Below are 23,262 nucleotides of genomic sequence, written 5' to 3' on the forward strand. Positions count from 1 at the left end.
TTTTTTCATTTATTTGATGCGTAATAGTATGACGAAATCGCTTGATGGGTAAGCATTTCTGTCTTATTGAGGATTTTCTATGAATAATCTAGGCCACATATAAATTTGGGGCTTGTACATAAGTTGATTTGTGGGTAACTTTAAAATCATAAAATACGACTACCGGCTTCTTAGACGTAACTTTGGAAATGCGATTGACGAGGGTTCTTGACAAAAAATCAATTTCTCATTATAATAAGTCAGACTGTGTTTGGTATTGTGCCCTATGGAACAAAGCATAGGATGATCGTTATGCCAGAGAGACAAAGTATGACGGGATCTGTAAGCAAATCGCTTTTGCTTTTTAAATAAGGTCAATTAGCCATCAAAATAGTTGATTTATGTTTTTATGAAAGTTTTTTTCAGGAGGTGTATTTCATGAAACGTACTTACCAACCAAATACTCGTAAAAGAAAGAAAGTACATGGTTTTCGTTCCCGTATGCAAACAAAAAATGGACGTAAGGTTCTAGCACGTCGTCGTCGTAAAGGAAGAAAAGTACTATCAGCATAAGGCCACTGTGAGACCAACAGTGGTCTTTTTTCACATAAAGGAATATTATATTCCTCAAGGCATGAAAAGAATAAAGAAAACTTGGCTTATCGCCAAAAGTGGCGAAAGCCTTAGTTTTCTTTTAATTTTTTGTCTATACTATTTGATATAAAGGTTTTTAAGTTGAAGATCCGTACATACGGAGTGACAAAATGAAGAGACTAGAAAAGCTTAAGAAAAATAAAGATTTTCAACATGTTTTTAACAAAGGAAGATCAACTGCAAATCGGCAGTTTGTTATTTATGTTCTAAAATGTCCAGGACGTGAGTATTCTAGAATTGGACTATCCGTAAGCAAGAAAATTGGAAATGCTGTAACTAGAAATCGGATTAAGCGTCACGTTCGAGAAGTTCTAAGGCATCTTGAGGACAAGCTTGAAATGGGTAATGACTATATTATTATAGCCAGGAAACCTACTGCGGCCATGAGTTATCAAGAAAGCCTTGGCAGCCTCAAGCATGTCTTAAAGAGGGCGAAGGTATTAAAGAGATAGTAGAAGGTGATAGGTTTGAAGTGGCTGCTTATCGGCATGATCCGCTTTTACCAAAAGGTGATTTCACCTCTGAAACCGCCTACTTGCCGCTTTTATCCAAGCTGTTCCCACTATGGCATTGAGGCTATAGCACGTTTTGGCATTTTTAAAGGCGGCTTTTTAACGATTATAAGGATATTGAAGTGTCATCCATTCCATCCGGGAGGGTTCGACCCTGTTCCGGAAAAAGATAACGTTAAAAAGTTTCGCTGATCCTGGTTCGGATTATCAAGGAGGTAAAGTTGTTGCGAAAAAAAATAGCCGTGACGGCGGCACTTTTACTGCTCATAACGGTTCTTTCGGGTTGTACTGACTATAAAAAGCCGATTAATGCAGAGAGTACTGGGATTTGGAACGAATACTTTGTTTGGCCGCTATCGCAGTTTATAAGTTATGTAGCAGATCTTTTTAGTGGAAGTTATGGACTAGCCATTATTGTTACAACAATTATTGTAAGATTAGTTTTACTGCCTTTAATGATCAAACAAGTAAAAAGTTCTAAGGCTATGCAGGATGTTCAGCCTGAGATAAAGAAACTTAGAGAGAAGTACAGTTCCAAAGATCAAAAGACACAAAAGAAGCTGCAAGAAGAAACAATGAAGCTGTTCCAGGAACATAAGGTTAATCCATTAGCTGGCTGTTTCCCAATTGTCATCCAAATGCCGATTCTAATAGCGTTCTATCACGCGATCATGAGAACGCAGGAAATCAAACAGCATGATTTCCTTTGGTTTAGCCTCGGTCATGCAGATCCATATCATATTTTGCCGATTATAGCCGGTTTGACAACTTTCGTTCAACAAAAGCTGATGCTCGGACGTACAGGAAATGCCAATCCGCAAATGGCTATGATGATGTATATCTTCCCTATTTTTATAGCTGGCATGGCCTTTTATTTCCCAGCAGCATTAGCGCTTTACTGGGTCGTTGGTAACATATTTATGGTCGTCCAAACCTACTTTGTTTATGCTCCAAAGAAATCGGAAAAAATTGACCAAACAGGAGGAGCGAAGAAGAAGTGAGGGAAGTCATTAAGAATGGGAAATCAATTGACGAAGCCATTGAACAGGCCCTCGAGGAATTACATGCAACATTAGATCAGGTGACGATTGATGTTTTAGAAGAACCAAAAAGAGGCTTGCTTGGTATCGGAGCCAAACCTGCTATTGTGAAAGTTATTTTAAAGGAAAATCCGATTGAGAAAGCGATCAATTATTTGCGGGATATTGTCGAAAAAATGGGTGTCATTGTTGAGATCAAAGCCACCCAGCATGATGAAAGAAATGTCGAATGCCAATTAACCGGTGATGACCTTGCACTCTTGATCGGCAAAAGAGGGCATACACTCAATGCTCTTCAGTATCTGACAAATCTCGTGGCAAATAAACATTCAGATCACAAGCTGAAAATTGTGCTCGATGCTGAGAACTACCGTGCGCGAAGAAAAGAATCACTTGAAATCCTGGCGGAGAGAATGGCACATAAAGCGGTGAGAAACCGGCGGAAAGTTAAGCTTGACCCGATGCCCGCTTATGAAAGGAAAATCGTCCATACCGTTCTCCAGCCTAACCGACATATCAAAACCGCATCTGAAGGTGAAGAACCGCATCGCTATGTGACAATTTCTCCAGAATCGTAAACGACAAGTGAATTTAACATAATAACTCTATTTCTGACATCATAACTTAATTGTTATGGTGTTATTTTTTTTAGTTAATCAGAAAGTATAACTTTCTGACGCACATAAGTGCACTGGCTAAAGACGTAACATCCTGTTACAACGCCAGTACTAGCACGTCCTGTGCGTCGCAACTACGCCTCTGTCTTCACCAAAGGCTTGCCAATCGGCGAGTTTTCTTTACGTATCAACAGAATTTGCTATTAAGTTTTTGGCGATAAGCCAAGTTTACTTTATTGTTGATAGGTAAGAATGGTGTCGTAAAGTGGGTTGAAAAAAATGCTGTGGATAAGTGTCGAATAAGGATGGCTGTCATATTATCCACAACAAAAAGAGGCAGAAGAAAAAGTAACTTTATCCACAAGCATATTTGTGGTAAGCTATTGTGTTAGGGACTAATTATTTTGTGGATAAATTGAATATAGATTTTATGAAAAATGTTTTTAGTGCAAAAGAGGTGAAGAAAATGGAAACAGATACAATTGCAGCAATATCCACGCCTATGGGGGAAGGTGCCATTGCGATCATTCGCTTGAGCGGGCCGGACTCAATCGGCATTGCTGATAAATTATATAACGGGAAAAGAAAATTAAAAGAGGTAGAAAGCCATACGATTCATTATGGGAAGATTAATGATCCTAGAACGGGTGAGCATGTTGAAGAAGTCATGGTATCTGTACTAAGGGGGCCAAAAACCTTTACAAGGGAAAATATCGTGGAAATTAACTGTCACGGCGGTCTCATGTCAGTCAACAGGGTGCTCGAATTGGCGCTTAGCCAAGGAGCACGTCTAGCCGAACCGGGTGAATTTACCAAACGCGCCTTTTTAAATGGACGGATTGATTTGTTGCAGGCCGAAGCAGTTATGGACCTTATTAGGGCAAAGACAGACCGCGCCATGACAGTTGCTATGGGACAGATGGAGGGCAGGTTATCAAAGCTTGTTCATCAATTACGGCAAACATTGCTTGAGATCATTGCAAGTGTCGAAGTAAATATTGATTATCCTGAATATGACGCTGAAGAGGTCACAAATCACCTTTTACTTGATAAAGCACAGATGGTTCATGATAAAATTGAAGAGTTACTGGTGACAGCCAAACAGGGGAAAATATTGAGGGAAGGTCTTTCGACGGTGATTATTGGCCGGCCGAATGTTGGCAAATCTTCCTTATTAAATAGTTTGGTTCATGAAAATAAAGCAATTGTAACTGATATTCCTGGGACAACCCGGGATGTGATAGAGGAATACGTTAATATCAGGGGAGTGCCGCTTAGGCTTGTCGATACTGCTGGAATAAGGGATACTGAGGATATCGTTGAAAGAATCGGCGTTGAACGGTCAAGAAAGGTTTTAAAGGAAGCTGATCTTATTTTATTATTGCTTAATTATCATGAGTCTTTAACATATGAAGACCGTCAGCTGTTTGAAGCAATAAAGGGAATGGATGCTATTGTTATCGTAAATAAAACAGATCTTGATTGTCGCATATCACTTGATGAGGTACAAACACTTGCATGCGGGCAACCCGTTATAACAACATCATTATTAAAAGAAGAGGGCATCGATGACCTCGAGCAGGCGATTGCTTCATTGTTTTTCCAGCAAGGCATTGAAACTCAAGACGTAACTTATGTCTCCAATACAAGACATATAGCATTATTGGCACAGGCCAATGAGGCTATCAATGAGGCTATTAACAGCATCGGCCTTGGTGTTCCTGTCGATATGGCACAAATTGATGTTCGCAGAACGTGGGAAATATTAGGTGAAATAGTTGGTGATACGGTCTCTGACAGCTTGATTGATCAGCTTTTTTCACAATTTTGTTTAGGAAAATAGAGAAGGAGGTAAAGCATATGACAACCTATCCAGCGGGAAATTATGATGTGATTGTTGTTGGTGCGGGACATGCTGGTGTTGAAGCAGGACTTGCTGCGGCGCGTATGGGTGCGAAGACGCTAATGCTCACGCTTAACTTAGACGCTATAGCTTTCATGCCTTGCAATCCATCCGTCGGCGGACCCGCAAAAGGTGTTGTTGTTCGTGAAATTGACGCTTTGGGCGGAGAAATGGCCCGTAATATAGACAAAACGCATATCCAAATGAGAATGCTGAATACAGGAAAAGGCCCTGCTGTCAGAGCGTTGCGGGCACAGGCAGATAAAGTGCACTATCAACAGGAAATGAAGAAAACCATTGAACGCACGGAAAATCTAACATTGCAGCAGGGAATGGTAGAGCGGTTAATCGTGGAGGATGGTATTTGCAATGGGGTTGTAACCAAAACAAATGCAGAATACCGTGCCAAAACAGTGATTATTACAACCGGTACCTTCTTAAGAGGGAGGATTATCCTCGGAGATTTATCTTACGAGAGCGGCCCTAATAACATGCAACCGTCAATTAACCTTTCGTATCATTTACAGGAGCTGGGCTTTGACCTTGTGCGATTTAAAACCGGTACACCGCCGCGGGTTAACAGCAATACGATTGATTACTCTAAAACAGAGATACAGCCTGGGGATGAAGAACCGCGTGCGTTTTCCTATGAAACAACAAAGTTTATTATGGATCAAATACCATGCTGGTTAACCTATACTGGCGATAAAACACACGAGATTATTAATGGTAATCTTGACCGCTCGCCAATGTATTCGGGCATGATAAAAGGGACAGGACCAAGATACTGTCCTTCGATTGAGGATAAAATTGTTCGATTTAACGATAAACCCCGTCACCAAATTTTCTTGGAGCCCGAGGGCAGAAATACAGATGAGGTTTATGTACAAGGATTGTCAACAAGTCTTCCTGAGGATGTCCAACGTAAAATGCTGACGACTGTTCCGGGTCTTGAAAATGCGCAAATGATGCGGGCCGGCTATGCCATTGAATATGATGCTATTGTTCCGACCCAACTTTGGCCGACACTTGAAACGAAACAGGTTAAAGGTCTTTTCACAGCGGGTCAAATCAACGGTACTTCAGGTTATGAGGAAGCCGCGGCACAAGGTATCATGGCCGGAATTAATGCGGCAAGAGCAGCTTTTGAAAAAGAACCGGTCATTCTTGATCGTTCTCAAGCGTATATCGGCGTTTTGATCGATGACTTAGTGACGAAGGGAACGAATGAGCCTTATCGTTTGCTGACTTCTCGTGCAGAATATCGTCTATTACTTCGCCATGATAATGCTGATTTGCGATTGACTGATGTCGGCTATGACATCGGACTCATTTCTGATAATCGTTACCAGACATTCCTTAATAAAAAAGCAATGATTGAAGATGAACGGAAGCGGTTGTCAAAATTAACGATTAAACCAACCGAAGCGGTTCAAGAAATATTAAAGGCAAAAGGTGCCCCTGAACTGAAGGAAGCTGTATCAGCTGAACGCCTTCTTAAGCGACCTGAAATAACCTATCAAGATATAGCAATGCTCGTTCCAGCTGATCATATAATACCGGAAGATGTTGCTGAACAGGTCGATATCCAAACAAAATATGAAGGTTATATTGGAAAACAGCTGCAGCAGGTGGAAAGAATGCGCAAGATGGAAAGCAAAAAGATCCCTGAGGATTTGGATTATATGGTAATTAACGGATTAGCAACAGAAGCCAGGCAAAAACTCAGCGAAGTTAAACCATTGTCGGTCGGCCAGGCATCCAGGGTATCAGGTGTCAATCCAAGCGATATTTCTATCTTGCTTGTGTATCTTGAACAGGGGAAATTAGCCAAAGTGGCTAAGGCCTAATGGGGGATAATATGGAGACGACGTTTACAACTTTATTGGAGGAGAAGGGCTTTACCCTTTCTCCTTTTCAAATTAAACAATTTCATACATATTATCAATTGCTTGTGGAATGGAATGAAAAGATAAATTTGACTGCAATAACGGAGCGGGACCAAGTTTATTTGAAACATTTCTATGATTCTTTAACACCTAGTTTTTACCTTGACTTTGACAAGGATCTTTCATTATGTGATGTTGGTTCGGGAGCTGGCTTCCCAAGCATACCGCTTAAAATTATCTTTCCAAACCTTAAAGTGTCCATTGTTGATGCATTACAAAAACGATTAAGCTTTTTAGATGAGCTTGTAAAAAAATTATCGTTGGAAAATGTATCCTTGTACCACGACAGAGCGGAAACATTCGGGCAAAACAACGAGCATCGCGAATCGTTTGACATAGTAACAGCAAGGGCTGTTGCTAAGCTATCAGTTCTAAGTGAATATTGCCTGCCGCTGGTAAAATTAGACGGCATCTTTTTAGCCTTAAAAGGTGCGAGCGCGGATGAAGAAGTCAAAAGTGCATCGAAAGCGATTAATAGTCTCGGCGGGAGACTAAACAATGTTCAAACCTTACTTTTGCCTGAAGAAAAAAGCCATCGCCATCTCATATTTATTGATAAAATAAAGAAGACACCAAATAAGTATCCTAGAAAACCCGGCACGCCAAATAAAAGTCCTTTATGATAGTTTCATGTGGCATACAGGTTATTGCAGGAATTTCAATTTGGAGAGCGAACATATTCATATTAATGGGGAGACAGCAAAGGGTGGTGTAGAGACATGAAGCATCCTTTTTCCAAGATTTTTGGTCAAAGTGAGAAGGAAATACCTGAGGAAGAAAATGTTCAAGGCCAAGTACAAGATGTCCCTGTTTCAGAAATCATTCCAAATCGTTATCAGCCAAGAACGGTTTTTAATGATCAAAAAATTGAAGAGCTGGCGGAGACGATTCAAACTCATGGTATTATCCAGCCAATTGTTTTAAGAAAAACAGATGATAAATATGAAATTATTGCCGGGGAACGTCGTTGGCGAGCCGTGTCACTTTTACAATGGGAAAAGGTTCCGGCAATTATCAAGTCATTCGACGACGAGCAAACAGCAGCCGTAGCGCTTATAGAAAATCTGCAACGTGAAGATCTCACAGCGATTGAGGAAGCCATGGCTTATGCAAAGCTGATTGATATCCATGGTTTAACCCAGGAAAGTCTTGCTCAAAGTTTGGGTAAAGGCCAATCAACTGTTGCTAACAAACTAAGATTGTTAAAGCTGCCGTCTTCTGTACAAAATGCATTGTTAGAAAAAAACATTTCAGAAAGACATGCGCGGGCGCTCATTGCTTTAAAGGATCCGGAAAAGCAAGATAAATTGTTGGCGGAAATCCTGGAAAAGCATCTAAATGTAAAACAGACAGAGGATCGCGTAAAGACCCTTTTGGAAGGGAACGACAAGGCGCCAAAAGAAAAGCAGAAAAAGCGGCAATCTTTAAGCAGGGACATGAGAATTGCCGTTAATACCATTAGGCAGTCAGTGGATATGGTAGTTGATTCTGGGCTTAATATAGATACAAATGAAGAAGACATGGATGAATACTATCAATTTACAATCCGTATTCCCAAAAAATAAAATTTGTATGCGACTTATAATAACAGGGGCCAATATATTTGGCATCCCTGTTTTAATTGTTTTTATCATAGATAAATAGATTTTAAAAGGAATCTTTGTTCATTTTATTTCTATCAATCTGATTAATGGTAGAATAAGAGTAATGAATTTGTGGATGGATAAGGGTAGGTGACATTGTGGGCAAAATATTAGCCATCGCTAACCAGAAGGGCGGAGTAGGCAAAACAACAACCTCCGTTAATCTTAGCGCCTGTTTGGCCCATCTCGGGAAGAAAGTACTGCTGGTTGATACCGATCCGCAGGGGAATGCAACAAGCGGGGTTGGCGTCGATAAAGGCGATATAGATGAATGTATTTACGATGTGTTGGTTGAGGACATTGATGCCAAAAAGGTGATCAAGCGAAGTGCAGTAGAAAACCTTGATGTGATTCCCTCAACAATACAATTAGCCGGGGCAGAAATTGAGCTTGTCCCGACGATATCAAGGGAAATTCGACTCAAAAGGGCATTGGAAAAGGTCATCGATCAGTATGATTATGTCTTCATTGATTGTCCGCCTTCATTAGGGCTTTTAACCATTAATGCACTTACCGCATCCAACGCGGTAATTATCCCTGTGCAGTGCGAATACTATGCACTTGAAGGTCTCAGCCAGCTATTGAACACTGTAAGACTAGTGCAAAAGCATCTAAATAATCAGCTGGCGATTGAAGGTGTTTTACTTACAATGCTTGATGCAAGAACGAATCTTGGTTTGCAGGTTATTGAAGAAGTGAAAAAGTATTTTCAAGATAAGGTTTTTCAGTCGATCATTCCAAGTAATGTGAGATTAGGGGAAGCGCCAAGCTATGGCAAACCGATAATCATCTATGATCCTAAATCAAGAGGTGCAGAAGTATATCTTGAATTGGCAAAGGAAGTGATGATGAATGAATAGGGGTTTAGGAAAAGGGATTAACGCTTTTTTTCCGGAGAACGAAACGGATAATAAAGAGGCCATTCAACAAATAAAGATTAATGAATTAAGGCCGAATCCATATCAGCCACGGAAAAGCTTTGATGAGGAAGCTATTAATGAACTGAAAACATCTATAGAAGAACATGGTATTATCCAGCCGTTAATTGTCAGGAAAAGCATAAAAGGATATGACATAGTTGCAGGAGAACGGCGATACCGCGCAGGAATTGCGGCAAAACTAAATACGGTTCCTGCTGTTATAAAAGTATTGACGGATAAACAAATGATGGAAATTGCCCTGATTGAGAATCTCCAGCGGGAGGATTTGAATCCGATTGAGGAGGCTTTAGCCTACAGAAAACTGATGGATGAATTAGGGATAACACAGGAGGAGCTTGCAAAAAAACTAGGGAAAAGCCGACCTTACATAACAAATCATTTGCGGCTGTTGCAGCTTTCACAACCAATACAGGAGCTTCTCGCGGAGGGTAAATTGTCAATGGGTCACGGCAGGACATTGTTGGGTTTAAAAGATAAGAAAAAACTCCCTGCTCTTGTTGACCGAATTATTAAGGAAAAGATGAATGTGCGTGATCTAGAACTTCTTATACAGAAGCTTAACCAAAATGTTCCACGTGAAACGCCGAAAAAACCCAAGGCGGAAATAGCTCCCGAGTTAAAACAAAAAGTCACGGTTTTAAGAGAAAGGTTTGGTACATCAGTATCAATTAAACAAATGAAAAACAAAGAAAAGGGCAAAATAGAAATTGATTATTATTCACAAGATGATCTTAATCGGTTAATCGATCTTCTTGAGGGTCAAAAAAAAGGATAAAAGAGACTTGCCATTTGGCAAGTTTCTTTATTAGAGTAGGGTTGATGTATGGTTTTATTAGGAACAATTGTAAACACATTAGCGATCATGATTGGATCTATCTTAGGAAACTTATTTACTAAAATACCCGATAGGATAAAGCATACAGTGACCCATGGTATGGCCTTGGTTGTTGTCGTACTTGGGCTGCAAATGGGATTAAAAAGTGATCAATTTCTTATTGTTATCGGCAGTCTGGCTCTGGGAGCTGTCATAGGTGAGGGGTTTGAACTTGAAGAAAAACTGAATCGTCTTGGCCGCTTTTTAGAAAGAAAGGTGGGAAATCGCGGAGAGGGCAATATCGCCAGTGCTTTTGTGACAGGGACCCTTGTCTTTGTTGTTGGAGCTTTGGCAATTGTCGGGGCTTTAGACAGTGGTTTGCGGGATGATCACAGTGTCCTTTTTACAAAGGCCATGCTTGATGGCTTTTTTGCTTTGATTTTCTCCACCACATTGGGAATAGGTGTCATCTTCTCCGCTATCCCTGTTTTTCTTTATGAGGGTGCCATTGCCCTGCTTGCTACCAAGATAGAAACATTCGTACCGCAGCCATTAATGGCTCAGCTTATCAATGAATTGACAGCGACAGGCGGTCTGCTTATTGTGGCGATCGGATTGAATTTGCTGAATATCACCAAAATAAGAACAGCCAATCTGCTGCCGAGTATTGTAATCTGTATTTTAATCGTCACAGGGATTTTTTATCTTAAACCATTAATATAAAATGCAAAGGCAACACCGCCCTGATCAATGTCAGAGGTGGTGTTGCCTCTTATGTACCCTCTTTATTTAATATTAATCTTTGTGGTGAATTCTTTCCTTTTGTAGTTTGAAAGGGCGGCGTGGATTGAATCAGCGATAACATAAGCCATGTTCATTACAAGATTAAGCCTCGTATTTTGCAAGACAAAATATTCCATATGTCCACTTACATTTACAATACCCGTCAAATGCATGTCACCGACTGGATTCAGCTTCTTATTGACACCTGCACCAGGCAATACGGGTCCCTCTCCAACAGTAATCATACCAATCTGATTATAATTTCCAAGACAGGCATCAATCCCTATTATAAAAGGTTTTTGGTAGATACCTTTTATCTCAGTCATGGTTTCCTCCAAATTAACAGCGTGGACAGGGTTCTCAAGGGTGCCGAAGACCTCTACATCACTCATTTTCTTTTCCCTCAGCCGAGTTCCAATAAGAGGACCTAAAGCATCGCCTGTTGATCTGTCAGTGCCAATACACACAATCACAATGGGTGTATCCATCGATTCAGGTAGGTATCTTTCGATTGATTTAATAATTTTAATCCGTGAAGGATGATCCTTGTAGTGAATCCGATGATCAGTATTTTTTATTGGAAGAAACTTTTGTTTGAGATTCATAGGTTCCTCTCCTTGATAATAATACTAATAGTATACGGAAAAACAGTTTTTTCTATACATGGTGGAGGGGAGAATTATGGTTAAAGCCGGATTTAAATGGATGTTTCTTATATTAGGTACAATGATTGGCGCTGGGTATGCATCAGGGCGGGAACTTTGGCAATTTTTTGGACAAGAAAGCGCTTTAGCCATCATCCTGTTTACGACCCTTATTATTATTTCCACATTGGTAGTCATGACGATCAGCTATAACCACAAGACCATCCATTACATGCCAGCGCTGGAGGCACTGCTCGGCAAACGGTTTTCTGGGCTATATGACGGTATGATTATACTCTATTTATTTTCAACAACAGTCATCATGCTTGCCGGCGGCGGGGCATCGCTGGTGGTGATTGGACTACCAAATTGGCTTGGTATTTCATTTATAAGTACATGTCTTATTCTTTTATTTATATGGGGAAATAAAGGTATGGTGTCTATGAGTACTGTTGTCATTCCAATATTGATTGTGCTGCTTGTGGGGGTACTGGTGAAATTCATCCAAACAACTGAAAATGTTATGGCAGTTAATTGGTTAAGGCAATCAAATTGGCCCTCAGCTTTCACCTTTACGGCTCTAAATATTCTTCCTCTGGTTGCTGTGATATCTGCCGTTGGCCGTGATATAAAAGGTAAGGGGGAGATCTGGATTGCAAGTATTGGCAGCGGGTTGATCTTAGGTGCCATTTCTTTTCTATATAACCAATCTCTTTTGAAGATCACCCATGAGATCATCCTTTATGAAATTCCTTTGTTTGGATTATTAAAAGCCTATCCTCATGCCATGACGATCATTATGTCAGCGCTGTTGTGGTTTGCTATATATACTACGGCTGCCTCTGGGATTTTTGGATTGGTGACTAGGTTTAGACATGTGCTTCGTTTGCCGCTTTGGTGTTTGTCACTCATTGCTGTCATTTTAATGCTTCCTCTGACAACATTGGGATTTTCCAAGCTTATTGGCATTTTATACCCAATATATGGTTTTCTTAACCTTTATTTGCTGGCAGCAATATTGATTTATCCTATTATGCATAGGTTTGATTGATCTGCACAAAATTCCCCTGAGACATTGATTGTTAAGAATGAACTGTATATAATAATGCTAAGAATCATCTCATATCACAGTGATGAGGGAAAGAAGTATCTAAAATAAGCCTTGGCGGAGCGATTTGGGGATGGTGTGAGCCCAAGACAAGGGTTTTAGAGAAAAGGCACTCCCGAGCTGTTTAAACAAAGAGGGTACACTTACCTGTGTATCAATTAGGGTGGAACCGCGTGAGAATAAAAGCTCTCGTCCCTAGGCATCAGTTGCCTTTGGGATGAGGGCTATTTTATATGATTGGAGAGATGAAGAATGGGTGCAACAATGGAGCAAATCGTCAATTTAGCGAAGCAAAGGGGTTTTATTTTCCCGGGTTCAGAAATTTACGGCGGGCTGGCGAACACATGGGATTACGGTCCTCTTGGTGCTGAATTGAAAAACAATGTAAAAAAGGCTTGGTGGAAAAAGTTTGTTCAGGAATCGCCATATAACGTTGGTCTTGATTCATCCATATTAATGAATCCAAAGACATGGCAGGCTTCCGGGCACTTAACTAATTTTAATGATCCCATGATGGATTGCAAAAAATGCAAATCGCGTTTCCGTGCCGACAAACTGATTGAAGCCCAAGTTTCGGAAGAAATGCTTCCGGGTCCTGTTGATGGGTTATCTTTTGATGATATGGAAAAGGTTATCAAGGATCATGATGTTAAATGTCCGGAATGCGGTGAAAAGGATTTTACCTCCATCAGGCAATTTAATTTGATGTTTAAAACATTTCAAGGTGTGACTGAAACGAGCGCTGATGAAATTTATTTGCGGCCGGAGACAGCTCAAGGTATTTTTGTTAATTTCAAAAATGTGCAGCGAACAATGCGCAAAAAGCTGCCATTCGGCATTGCACAAATCGGTAAATCCTTCCGTAATGAAATCACACCAGGAAATTTCACCTACCGTACACGGGAATTCGAACAACTTGAATTAGAATTCTTCTGTAAGCCTGGAGAGGAAATGGAATGGTTTGATTTTTGGCGGACATTCAGCCGTGATTGGCTCGTATCACTAAATATGAAGGAAGACAATGTCCGTTTGCGTGACCATGAAAAAGAAGAACTGCCTCATTATAGCAACGCAACGACTGACATAGAGTATCAATTCCCATTCGGCTGGGGGGAACTGTCCAGTTTGTCATCACGGACTGATTTTGATCTGAAACGTCATATGGAAGTATCCGGTGAGGATATGCAATATATTGATCAGGAGAGTAATGAACGGTATTTGCCATATGTTGTAGAACCTTCTATCGGTGCTGATCGCGTGACATTATCATTTCTAATTGATGCATTTGAGGAAGAACAAATTGGAGAAAATGATTCCAGGCACGTCCTTCGCCTTCATCCAGCACTGGCCCCATATAAGGCAGCCATTCTGCCTTTATCGAAGAAGTTGAAAGATGAGGCACAAGGCGTCTATAAAGAATTAGCTAAGCATCACATGGTAGACTATGATGAAACAGGATCAATTGGCAAAAGGTATCGCAGGCAGGATGAGGTTGGCACCCCGTTCTGTATCACTTATGATTTTGACTCAAGAGAAGATGGCAAGGTAACAGTCCGCGACCGGGATACGATGGAGCAAGTCAGATGCCCAATCAGTGAATTGAACGACTTCTTAAATAACAAATTAGTCTTTTAAGGGGAAGTCCCTTGGTGAAAAGGTGGGAAAGCAATGGCTAAAGATACTCCGTTTGAATTAAATAACGTTGTTGAAATGAAAAAGCCACACCCATGCGGTGAAAACAAATGGAAAATTATCCGGATGGGCGCTGATATTCGGATCAAGTGTTTGGGATGTGAACACAGCGTTATGATGCCGAGAAGTCAATTTCAAAAGAGATTAAAGAAGGTCCTTGAATAAGGAAGTTTGTCGAAATTCCCCGGGAAATAAATCGGGGAATGACTTAAATGAAGTGTGAGAGCCTGCTTATAAGCAGGCTCAAAAATTGAGGAGTGGAAAGAATGAGCTTAACAACTGGTATTGTTGGTTTGCCTAATGTCGGGAAGTCAACCTTATTTAATGCTATTACACAAGCAGGTGCAGAATCAGCTAACTATCCCTTTTGCACGATAGATCCCAATGTCGGGATTGTAAATGTCCCTGATCATCGTCTAGCCAGCTTGACTGATATGTACAATCCAAAACAAACGATCGCCACAACCTTTGAATTTACGGATATTGCAGGGCTTGTAAAAGGGGCAAGTCAAGGTGAAGGGCTGGGTAATCAGTTTCTGGCTAATATCCGCCAGGTTGATGCTATTTCCCATGTTGTTAGATGCTTCGAGGACAAGGATATCACTCATGTATCAGGGAAGGTTGATCCTATTGATGATATCGAGACCATTAATTTAGAACTTATTCTAGCCGACCTTGAGTCCATTAATAAACGGATCGGCCGGGTTGAGAAGCTTGCGAAACAAAAGGATAAGGATGCAGCTGCTGAGTTTTCAGCTCTGACAAAATTGAAGGATGCCTTTGAAAATGAACAACCGGCAAGAAGTGTGTCTTTGACAGATGATGAAGAACAAATCATCAAACATTTGAATTTATTAACCAAAAAACCAGTTTTGTATGTCGCTAATGTTGCTGAAGATGATCTTGCGGCTCCCGACGATAATGAATATGTAAAGAAAGTAAGGGCATTTGCCGAAAAGGAACAATCTGAAGTTGTCGTTATTTCCGCTAGAATTGAATCGGAAATCGCGGAGTTAGAAGGAGAGGAAAAGCAAAGCTTTCTGGAAGAGCTCGGCATCGAACAGTCCGGACTTGATCAGCTCATTGAAAAGGCATACAAGCTTCTTGGTTTGGCAACTTATTTTACAGCCGGTGAAAAAGAGGTGCGCGCTTGGACTTTCCGTCTAGGAATAAAAGCACCACAAGCAGCCGGAATTATTCATACCGATTTTGAGCGAGGGTTCATCAGAGCAGAAATTGTTTCCTATGACGATTTAATGGAAACAGGCTCATTAAGCGCCGCCAAAGAAAAGGGCAAGCTTCGTCTTGAAGGTAAAGAATATATCGTAAAGGACGGGGATGTCATCCATTTCCGTTTCAATGTATAATTTAAAATTACCTTTGCAATTGATAGGATTGATGTGGTATAATCTATGTCTGTGAGTGAGAAGACTTGCTCTCTGCTCCGTTTTGGAGCCGCTTAGACCAAAGGGAGGTGACAATCGTGCGTAAATACGAAATCATGTACATTCTTCGTCCGGATCTTGATGAAGAAAATGAAAAGGCTGTAAAAGAAAAGGTTTCTACCATCTTGACTGACAATGGTGCTGAAATCAATGATGTGAAAGATATGGGTAAGCGCCGTCTGGCTTATGAAATCAATGATTTTAACAACGGATCTTACACTGTGCTTTACGTTACATCAGGCAATGAGGCTATCAATGAGTTTGATCGTCTTCTTAAAATCAATGATAACGTCCTTCGTTTCATGGTTATTAAAGACGAACGTGAATAATTTTAATTTTTAATAGGGAGAGGTTCTGATGATTAACCGAGTAGTATTGGTCGGCCGATTGACAAAGAACCCGGAACTTCGTTACACCCCTAATGGTGTAGCAGTAGCAAACTTCACGATTGCCGTTAACCGTCCATTTACGAACCAGCAAGGTGATAGAGAAGCTGACTTTATACAAGTTGTTGTGTGGCGCAGGCAAGCGGAAAATGCCGCAAACTATTTAACCAAAGGCAGTCTTGCCGGTGTAGATGGCCGTTTGCAAACAAGAAGTTTTGAGAACAATGAAGGCCGCAGGGTATTTATGACAGAAGTTGTTGCGGATAGCGTGCAATTCCTTGAGCCAAAAGGGTCAAGGAATACTGGTAACACCGGTAACACTGGTAATGACTATGGATACGAATCCAATCAGGGTAATCAGTTCCAACAACAAGGGCCGTCAAAGAATAATAACAATAATAATCGTCAAGATCAGAACTATAACCCTTATGGTGATGACCCGTTTGCTAATGACGGGAAGCCGATTGATATATCGGATGATGATTTACCATTCTAGATCGGAAAATTTAAGCTAAAGGAGGGGTTATGATGGCACGTCGCGGACGCGGGAAACGTCGTAAGGTGTGTTTTTTCACAGTAAATAACATCACTTACATTGATTACAAAGACGTAGACCTTCTTAAACGTTTTATTTCTGAGCGCGGCAAAATTTTGCCTCGCCGTGTAACAGGTACTAGCGCGAAATACCAACGCCAATTAACAAGAGCAATCAAACGCTCTCGTCAAATGGCTTTGCTTCCATACGCAACTGAGTAGTATATATTAAACAGCCTCCATTATGGAGGCTGTTTAATTTTATCTAATCTTGCTGTTTAACTTTTTTATATACCCCGCTAATTTCCCTATATCTATCATCGAGATGCTCATCCCACTTTGTCTATGGATGTGGGAAATGAATGGTTCCATTAGCTTCACTTCATCAACAAATAGTCCAACTGTTTGATAGCCTACTGTAAAATCCATGATTGCCGAATGGACTGATGCGGAAGTCGCTTGGTTTTCCGACATAATATCGCCTCTTTAGATATGAGTTCTTAACTTAGTTATCGGCATGGATTGTCAAAATGTTAATAAGCCCTTGAAGCGCACAAAAAACACCAAATTTCTTTAGTCCGGATACCAAGGATTTAAATGAATCAGGACCTCTTCAACATCCTTGTTTTTCTTCATCATCCGATCGCGTATTGTCTTTGTAATATCATGGCCTTCTTGAATGGTAAGATCCCCCGGGACGCTTAGACGTGCGTCGATTAATATATAGTTGCCGTGTTCTCTTGCCCGTAATCGGTCTATTCTTTTTACTTCGGGAAAGGTAAGGATAAGCTTCCGGTAATGCTCCTGTTTTTCCTCCGAGACATTGCTTTCCATTAAGACATTAATTGATTTGATTCCCATTTCAATAGCAACTTTTATAATAAGGAATGATACGACAATCCCCGCTATAGGATCACCATAGACGGCATAAGGGATGTGGAAAATATCCCCGATCCATCCGGCGCCAAGCCCGATTACTGCAGCAAGGGAAGCGTATACGTCGGCTAGATGATCGTAAGCCGTGGCAATGAGACTTTTGCTATTGGCTTGCCTGCCGATTTTGATCGTGTACTTATAAAGAAGCTGTTTCCAAATCAATGAAACAATAGCGGCGAAAAATGCCCACATACTGACTGAGGCTGCAGGTTCAAAGAACGCCATGAACGATTCGTAAATAAGAAAAAGTCCGGCCAAACCAAGGATGATGGAGATGGCACCTGAAGCGATATCTTCAGCCTTGCCATGACCATAAGGATGTTCCTTATCAGCGGGTTGGTTCGAGAGCTTCATGGAGCTCAGTGTTGCAATGGATGCGATGACATCCCCGCCATTATGCACACCATCAGCAACAAGGGCTGTGCTATGGAAAGCAGCACCGATGATAATTTTGATAATCGTTAAGATAAAATTACTGATCAAACTGATCCACGCAGCGAAGAGCTTTTTTGATTTCTTTAAAGACACGGTCATCCACTCCGTCCATTTGTTGTTCTAAGGCAAAAAAAGACCCGTTTATAGGGTCGGCTTTCTTGCTTCAAGATATGTTAATTTGGTAATATTAATAAATATGGTCTTTAACATCAAGACCACCCAGTTTAATAACTTTAATTATTTTATGTGTTATAAGAATAAATCATGTATTGAAATGGAATGAAGCGAATAGTAAATCAAATAGTCTGTTTGGATTGGTTAAAAATTGAGGTGTAATGGATGAAGCAAACAAAGACGCTCATAGAAGGGGCGCTGACAGTCGCTATTTTTGCGGTAATCTTAATCATGACAATGTTTATCCCCGTATTAAGCATTGTATCAATGTGGTTTCTGCCGCTGCCGATGATCTTTTTTGCAGCCAAAAATGGGCTTAAACCGAGTTTTCTGGTGCTTGTCGTTGCCATAGTTATAGCGTTGATTATATCTGGGCCTTTGGCTATGGCTTTTGCCGCTTATTTCCTGTTACCCGGCCTAGTAATGGGTTTTATTCTCCATATGAAAAAATCTGCCTTTGCCATTTTGCTTGGAGGAAGTCTGACAAACATGGCTATGCTGTTGATTCTCTATGGTGTGACCGTAGGCTTTTTCCATTTGGATCCAATAAACATGGTTAAAGAGACAATCAACCAATCCATGGCCACTGCTGAAAAGCTTTCAAAAGTGATGGGCCAGGAACCAAAAGCTGAGATGGCACAAATCCAGGCTCAACTTAAAATGTTGCCATACTTTATCCCATATCTCATCGTGCTTACCGGCGTGATACAGGCTCTTGTGGTCGAACTGGTCAGCACACCTATATTAAGAAGGCTGCGCGTTGGCTTTCCTACATGGCCGCCCTTTCGCGAATGGCATTTTCCCAGAAGTTTGATTTGGTATTACCTTGCTGTCTTAATCATTATGCTTCTTGGTAATATTCAGCCCGAAAGTTGGCTGTTTCCCGTTGTTATTAATATTTACTACTTGCTTGAAACAGTCATGGTAGTACAAGGGCTTTCATTTATCTTCTTTTTTGCCCATGCCAAAAAGATGAGCAAAGCTTTTCCTATTATAGCAGTCGTCCTAACCGTATTTGTCCCTTACTTGATGTATATTGTAAGGATTTTAGGTATAATTGATTTAGGTTTTGATATGAGGGAGCGAATTAAAAAGAAATAATTGGTGTTGAACACCTTTTTTAATATCAATAGGAGCTGACAATATGTCGAATCAAATCAAACATCGCTGGCGAAAAGACCAGCTGTTGATATTGGGCATTCTCAGTCTTGTTTTTCTAGTTTGCACCGTGATACTAAACTGGATTATAGGACTGGTTGGCCTGGTTATTTTGGCATTCGTGATCTTCTGGATCCTGCGAAGCGATGTTAAATTTGAAAAAAAGCTTGAAAAGTATATTACAACTTTATCACACCGGGTAAAAAAGGTAGGCGATGAAGCTCTATTAGAGATGCCTATCGGGATTATTCTCTACGATGAAAGGTACAACATTGAGTGGATGAACACGTACATGATATCATTAACCGGCGGTAATTCCTTTTTGGCTCATTCTATCAATCATATTTCTGAAGCACTTATACCCATTATTACAGGAGACGAAGAAGAAGCTGTTGCTAAAATTAACAAACGCCGTTACCGCGTGGTGCCTAAGCGTGAAGAAAGGCTGCTCTATCTCTTTGATGTCACACCCTTTTTGGAAACCAAAGAGCGTTACAGTAACGAACAAACCGTTTTCGCCATTATTTACCTTGATAATTACGATGAAGTCACGCAGGGCATGGAAGATCAGCTCAAAAGCAATTTAAATAATAAAATGACCGCGATTATAAAGGATTGGGCTTTAGAGAAAGAGATCTACCTAAAGCGGTTCTCTTCGGAAAAATTCTTTGCAGTTCTTGACCAGAGTAAATTGAAAGATCTCGAAAAAGGTAAATTCAGCATCCTGGATGATGTGCGCGAATCGACATCCAAAAGCCATATCCCATTAACTCTTAGTGTCGGGATTGGTGCGAATACCACCTCACTGTTGGAACTTGGGCAACTGGCCCAATCAGCATTAGACTTAGCCTTGGGACGCGGTGGCGATCAGGTGGTCATTAAACATCCGGATGGCAAGGTAAGGTTCTTTGGCGGGAAATCAAATCCGATAGAAAAGAGAACCCGAGTTCGGGCCAGAGTCATCTCTCATGCCTTATCAGAACTTATTATAGAAAGCGACCAAGTGATGGTCATGGGTCACCAGTTGCCGGATATGGATGCAATTGGTGCCGGTATCGGCATTATGGAAATCGCTGAAGCAAATGAAAAGCACGCGAGCATTGTTGTTGAACCTGAAAACTATGGTTCAGGCGTGATAAAGCTAATAGAGGAAATCCAGGAAAGGGAAGAGCTGTGGTCAAAGTTCATTTCCACCGAAGAGGCAATCGATCAAACAACTGAGAAAACATTGGTGGTTGTCGTCGATACCCACAAACCGTCAATGGTGATGGAACCGAAGCTTCTAACAAAGGCTGACCGTGTCGTCGTAATGGATCATCATCGCCGCGGTGAAGAATTTATAAAGGATCCTGTTCTCGTCTATATGGAGCCTTACGCTTCCTCAACATCTGAGTTAGTTACCGAATTGCTTGAGTATCAGCCGAAAAAACTTAAACTCGGCGTGATTGAAGCGACCTCTATGCTTGCTGGGATAACCGTTGATACCAAAAGCTTCACATTGCGGACGGGGGCGAGGACCTTTGATGCCGCATCATACCTGCGGGCAAATGGTGCAGACACCATTTTAGTGCAGAAGCTGCTGCGCGAAGATCTTGACCATTTTAACCGCAGAGCCAAGCTGATCCAAAATACCGAGCTTTACAGAGGAGACATTGCGATTGCCGTCGGTGATAAGGACATGACGTGCGATCAGGTATTAATCGCCCAAGCGGCTGACACATTGCTGTCGATGGAAAATATCCGCGCTTCTTTTGTTATCTCAGTTCTCAAAGACGAAAAGATAGGGATCAGCGCACGTTCTTTAGGAGAAATCAATGTTCAGCTTGTCATGGAGAGCATCGGAGGGGGAGGGCATTTGACAAATGCTGCCACTCAGCTTAATGACATGACAATTGAGGAAGCAAAGGATAAACTTAAGGAAGTCATTGATGAGTATTTAGAAGGGGGAGAATAACCGTGAAGGTCATTTTTTTGGAAAATGTGAAGGGCAAAGGCAACAAAGGTGAAGTTAAGAATGTTTCTGAAGGCTATGCACGAAATTTTCTTTTCCCAAAAAGTTTAGCTGTTGAAGCCAACAAAGGAAACATGAAACAGCTGGAAATCAAGAAAAAGGGCGAGGAAAAAAAAGCTGAAGAAGTTCGCGACCAAGCCAATAACCTTAAAGAAACCATTGAAAATTTAAATATAGAACTAAAAGCAAAATCAGGTGAAGGCGGCCGTCTATTCGGCTCCATCACAAGCAAGCAAATCGCCCAAGCGCTTAAACAAAAGGATATAAAAGTCGATAAAAGGAAAATTGAATTAAATGAGCCAATTAGGACATTAGGATACACGGACGTGCCGATCAAGCTGCACCCGAAGGTCACCGCTGTTCTTAAGGTTCATGTCACAGAACAATAAATGGACGCGGAGGAGAAATCGTTATGAGTGACTTATTTGCGGACCGCACACCTCCGCAAAATATTGAAGCTGAGCAGGCGGTTCTTGGAGCAATCTTTTTAGAGCCGCAGGCAATGACTGCAGCGATCGAAGTGCTCATGCCTGACGACTTTTACCGAACATCACATCAGCTGATCTATTCGGTTATGATGGGACTCGCTGAACGGGGCGAGCCTGTTGATGTTGTCACCGTTACCGCTGATCTTCGAAATGAGAAGCGTTTGGAGGAAGCAGGCGGTGTTTCTTATTTAAGTGAATTGGCCAATTCGTCCCCGACTGCTGCAAACATAGAGTATTACAGTGAAATCGTTGAGGAGAAGGCTTTACTTAGGCGGCTGATCAGGACGGCAACAAGCATTGTATCAGACGGCTATACCCGAGAGGACGAGGTTGAGAGCATCCTTGACGATGCGGAAAAGACGATTTTGGAAGTTTCACAGAAAAAGAGGGCAAGCGCCTTTCAATCTATTAAAGATGTGTTAGTCGAAGCCTATGACAATATTGAAATGCTGCAAAGCCGAAAAGGCGATATCACTGGAACGGCTACAGGCTTCCTTGAGTTGGATAGAATGACGGCTGGATTTCAAAAGAATGACTTAATAATCGTTGCAGCAAGACCCTCTGTGGGTAAGACTGCTTTTGCTTTAAACATCGCCCAGAATGTTGCAACAAAGACTGACGAAAATGTGGCGATTTTCAGTCTCGAGATGGGTGCACAGCAGCTTGTTATGAGGATGCTATGTGCAGAAGGTAATATTGATGCACAAAGACTTAGGACAGGCCGTCTAGAGGAGGATGACTGGCAAAAGCTGACGATGGCTATGGGCAGCTTATCCAATGCCGGTATTTATATAGATGATACACCCGGTGTTCGGGTTAATGAGATTAGGGCGAAATGCCGCCGCTTGAAGCAGGAAAAAGGCTTGGGTATGATACTAATCGATTATTTGCAGCTTATACAAGGGAATGGCGGATCCGGACGCCAGGAGAACCGGCAACAAGAGGTTTCGGAAATATCCCGTACACTAAAGGCGATCGCAAGGGAATTGAATGTCCCTGTCATCGCTTTATCTCAATTATCCCGGGGTGTGGAGTCCCGCCAAGATAAGCGCCCGATGATGTCTGATATCAGGGAATCCGGAAGTATTGAGCAAGATGCGGATATCGTGGCGTTTTTATACCGTGATGATTACTATGACAAAGAAAGTGAAAAGCAAAACATTATTGAGATCATTATCGCCAAGCAGCGTAACGGGCCGGTCGGTACGGTTGAGCTGGCATTTATAAAAGAATATAACAAGTTTGTTAACTTGGACCGGAAGCATAATGAAAGTGATATGCCTCCGGGAGCTTAAGAAAAACCTCTGCTTGTTAGCAGGGGTTTTAATTACGACTTTAGTCCGTTGAGCACGCGATAGCGTGCGAAACAATAAACCACCTGCTATGCAGGTGGGAAACAAATGGTTATACCAAAAA

26 protein-coding genes are annotated in these 23,262 nt (G+C 41.3%); 23 read left to right on the forward strand and 3 right to left on the reverse strand.

Annotated features, from left to right (window positions below; all coding sequences use genetic code 11):
* Window positions 1–417: 417 nt before the first annotated feature.
* The 12 genes from rpmH to EV207_RS20870 all read left to right on the forward strand — a co-directional run bounded on the left by rpmH (window position 418) and on the right by EV207_RS20870 (window position 10,775).
* Window positions 418–552, forward strand: coding sequence for a 50S ribosomal protein L34 (gene rpmH, locus EV207_RS20815; protein WP_132748100.1), 135 nt, complete (start codon window positions 418–420; stop codon window positions 550–552).
* Window positions 553–743: 191 nt separating this feature from the next.
* On the forward strand, window positions 744–1,085 hold the full coding sequence (rnpA, locus tag EV207_RS20820) for a ribonuclease P protein component (protein WP_132748102.1): 342 nt from the start codon (window positions 744–746) through the stop codon (window positions 1,083–1,085).
* A 15-nt stretch (window positions 1,086–1,100) separates the two neighbouring features.
* Window positions 1,101–1,337, forward strand: coding sequence for a membrane protein insertion efficiency factor YidD (gene yidD, locus EV207_RS20825; RefSeq protein ID WP_132748145.1), 237 nt, complete (start codon window positions 1,101–1,103; stop codon window positions 1,335–1,337).
* Window positions 1,338–1,369: 32 nt separating this feature from the next.
* A complete protein-coding gene (spoIIIJ, locus tag EV207_RS20830; RefSeq protein ID WP_132748103.1) occupies window positions 1,370–2,146 on the forward strand; it encodes a YidC family membrane integrase SpoIIIJ in 777 nt (258 codons plus the stop codon).
* Window positions 2,143–2,763 carry an RNA-binding cell elongation regulator Jag/EloR gene (gene jag, locus EV207_RS20835; protein ID WP_132748105.1) on the forward strand — a complete coding sequence of 207 codons (621 nt, stop codon included), beginning with the start codon at window positions 2,143–2,145 and terminating at the stop codon, window positions 2,761–2,763. Before spoIIIJ ends, jag begins: the two co-directional genes overlap by 4 nt.
* A gap of 505 nt (window positions 2,764–3,268) precedes the next feature.
* Window positions 3,269–4,645 (forward strand): tRNA uridine-5-carboxymethylaminomethyl(34) synthesis GTPase MnmE, encoded by a 1,377-nt coding sequence (gene mnmE, locus EV207_RS20840; protein WP_132748107.1) that lies wholly within the window; start codon window positions 3,269–3,271, stop codon window positions 4,643–4,645.
* A gap of 17 nt (window positions 4,646–4,662) precedes the next feature.
* The gene (gene mnmG / locus EV207_RS20845; RefSeq protein ID WP_132748109.1) at window positions 4,663–6,555 is read left to right on the forward strand and encodes a tRNA uridine-5-carboxymethylaminomethyl(34) synthesis enzyme MnmG; all 1,893 of its coding nucleotides are present in this window, start codon (window positions 4,663–4,665) and stop codon (window positions 6,553–6,555) included.
* An 11-nt stretch (window positions 6,556–6,566) separates the two neighbouring features.
* Window positions 6,567–7,277 carry a 16S rRNA (guanine(527)-N(7))-methyltransferase RsmG gene (rsmG, locus tag EV207_RS20850; protein ID WP_132748111.1) on the forward strand — a complete coding sequence of 237 codons (711 nt, stop codon included), beginning with the start codon at window positions 6,567–6,569 and terminating at the stop codon, window positions 7,275–7,277.
* Between the two features lie 96 nt (window positions 7,278–7,373).
* A complete protein-coding gene (gene noc, locus EV207_RS20855) occupies window positions 7,374–8,219 on the forward strand; it encodes a nucleoid occlusion protein (RefSeq protein ID WP_132748112.1) in 846 nt (281 codons plus the stop codon).
* Between the two features lie 176 nt (window positions 8,220–8,395).
* Entirely contained in the window at window positions 8,396–9,157 is a 762-nt protein-coding gene (locus EV207_RS20860) for a ParA family protein (protein ID WP_132748114.1), read from the forward strand.
* On the forward strand, window positions 9,150–10,013 hold the full coding sequence (locus tag EV207_RS20865; RefSeq protein WP_132748116.1) for a ParB/RepB/Spo0J family partition protein: 864 nt from the start codon (window positions 9,150–9,152) through the stop codon (window positions 10,011–10,013). Before EV207_RS20860 ends, EV207_RS20865 begins: the two co-directional genes overlap by 8 nt.
* Window positions 10,014–10,061: 48 nt before the next feature.
* Window positions 10,062–10,775 carry a DUF554 domain-containing protein gene (locus tag EV207_RS20870; RefSeq protein ID WP_132748118.1) on the forward strand — a complete coding sequence of 238 codons (714 nt, stop codon included), beginning with the start codon at window positions 10,062–10,064 and terminating at the stop codon, window positions 10,773–10,775.
* Window positions 10,776–10,837: 62 nt separating this feature from the next.
* Here EV207_RS20870 and yyaC read toward each other — a convergent pair whose 3' ends face one another.
* Window positions 10,838–11,440 (reverse strand): spore protease YyaC, encoded by a 603-nt coding sequence (gene yyaC / locus EV207_RS20875; protein WP_132748120.1) that lies wholly within the window; start codon window positions 11,438–11,440, stop codon window positions 10,838–10,840.
* Window positions 11,441–11,516: 76 nt separating this feature from the next.
* Here yyaC and EV207_RS20880 point away from each other — a divergent pair, with 76 nt between their 5' ends.
* From EV207_RS20880 to rpsR, 7 genes are all read left to right on the forward strand, one after another.
* Window positions 11,517–12,530 (forward strand): hypothetical protein, encoded by a 1,014-nt coding sequence (locus EV207_RS20880; RefSeq protein WP_132748122.1) that lies wholly within the window; start codon window positions 11,517–11,519, stop codon window positions 12,528–12,530.
* 309 nt (window positions 12,531–12,839) lie between these two features.
* Complete coding sequence (locus EV207_RS20885) at window positions 12,840–14,222, forward strand: glycine--tRNA ligase (RefSeq protein WP_132748123.1); 1,383 nt, start codon at window positions 12,840–12,842, stop codon at window positions 14,220–14,222.
* Window positions 14,223–14,255: 33 nt separating this feature from the next.
* On the forward strand, window positions 14,256–14,444 hold the full coding sequence (locus EV207_RS20890) for a DUF951 domain-containing protein (RefSeq protein WP_132748125.1): 189 nt from the start codon (window positions 14,256–14,258) through the stop codon (window positions 14,442–14,444).
* Window positions 14,445–14,545: 101 nt separating this feature from the next.
* Entirely contained in the window at window positions 14,546–15,646 is a 1,101-nt protein-coding gene (gene ychF, locus EV207_RS20895; RefSeq protein WP_132748127.1) for a redox-regulated ATPase YchF, read from the forward strand.
* Window positions 15,647–15,762: 116 nt separating this feature from the next.
* On the forward strand, window positions 15,763–16,053 hold the full coding sequence (rpsF, locus tag EV207_RS20900) for a 30S ribosomal protein S6 (protein WP_132748129.1): 291 nt from the start codon (window positions 15,763–15,765) through the stop codon (window positions 16,051–16,053).
* 28 nt (window positions 16,054–16,081) lie between these two features.
* Complete coding sequence (ssb, locus tag EV207_RS20905; RefSeq protein ID WP_132748131.1) at window positions 16,082–16,606, forward strand: single-stranded DNA-binding protein; 525 nt, start codon at window positions 16,082–16,084, stop codon at window positions 16,604–16,606.
* Between the two features lie 29 nt (window positions 16,607–16,635).
* On the forward strand, window positions 16,636–16,866 hold the full coding sequence (gene rpsR / locus EV207_RS20910; RefSeq protein WP_132748133.1) for a 30S ribosomal protein S18: 231 nt from the start codon (window positions 16,636–16,638) through the stop codon (window positions 16,864–16,866).
* A 39-nt stretch (window positions 16,867–16,905) separates the two neighbouring features.
* On the opposite strand, the gene EV207_RS20915 is transcribed toward rpsR, so the two are convergent.
* Both EV207_RS20915 and EV207_RS20920 read right to left on the reverse strand, forming a co-directional pair.
* On the reverse strand, window positions 16,906–17,118 hold the full coding sequence (locus tag EV207_RS20915) for a hypothetical protein (protein ID WP_132748135.1): 213 nt from the start codon (window positions 17,116–17,118) through the stop codon (window positions 16,906–16,908).
* A gap of 99 nt (window positions 17,119–17,217) precedes the next feature.
* The gene (locus EV207_RS20920) at window positions 17,218–18,108 is read right to left on the reverse strand and encodes a cation diffusion facilitator family transporter (RefSeq protein ID WP_132748136.1); all 891 of its coding nucleotides are present in this window, start codon (window positions 18,106–18,108) and stop codon (window positions 17,218–17,220) included.
* Window positions 18,109–18,354: 246 nt separating this feature from the next.
* Here EV207_RS20920 and EV207_RS20925 point away from each other — a divergent pair, with 246 nt between their 5' ends.
* From EV207_RS20925 to dnaB, 4 genes are read left to right on the forward strand one after another with little or no spacing between them, the layout of a single operon-like run.
* Window positions 18,355–19,290, forward strand: coding sequence for a YybS family protein (locus tag EV207_RS20925; RefSeq protein WP_132748138.1), 936 nt, complete (start codon window positions 18,355–18,357; stop codon window positions 19,288–19,290).
* 43 nt (window positions 19,291–19,333) lie between these two features.
* Window positions 19,334–21,301 carry a DHH family phosphoesterase gene (locus EV207_RS20930; RefSeq protein ID WP_132748140.1) on the forward strand — a complete coding sequence of 656 codons (1,968 nt, stop codon included), beginning with the start codon at window positions 19,334–19,336 and terminating at the stop codon, window positions 21,299–21,301.
* A gap of 2 nt (window positions 21,302–21,303) precedes the next feature.
* The gene (rplI, locus tag EV207_RS20935) at window positions 21,304–21,747 is read left to right on the forward strand and encodes a 50S ribosomal protein L9 (RefSeq protein ID WP_132748141.1); all 444 of its coding nucleotides are present in this window, start codon (window positions 21,304–21,306) and stop codon (window positions 21,745–21,747) included.
* A gap of 23 nt (window positions 21,748–21,770) precedes the next feature.
* The gene (dnaB, locus tag EV207_RS20940; protein WP_132748143.1) at window positions 21,771–23,141 is read left to right on the forward strand and encodes a replicative DNA helicase; all 1,371 of its coding nucleotides are present in this window, start codon (window positions 21,771–21,773) and stop codon (window positions 23,139–23,141) included.
* Window positions 23,142–23,262: the final 121 nt, after the last annotated feature.

This window comes from Scopulibacillus darangshiensis, from assembly GCF_004341035.1.
In the GTDB taxonomy this organism is placed as follows: Bacteria; Bacillota; Bacilli; order Bacillales; family Sporolactobacillaceae; genus Scopulibacillus; species Scopulibacillus darangshiensis.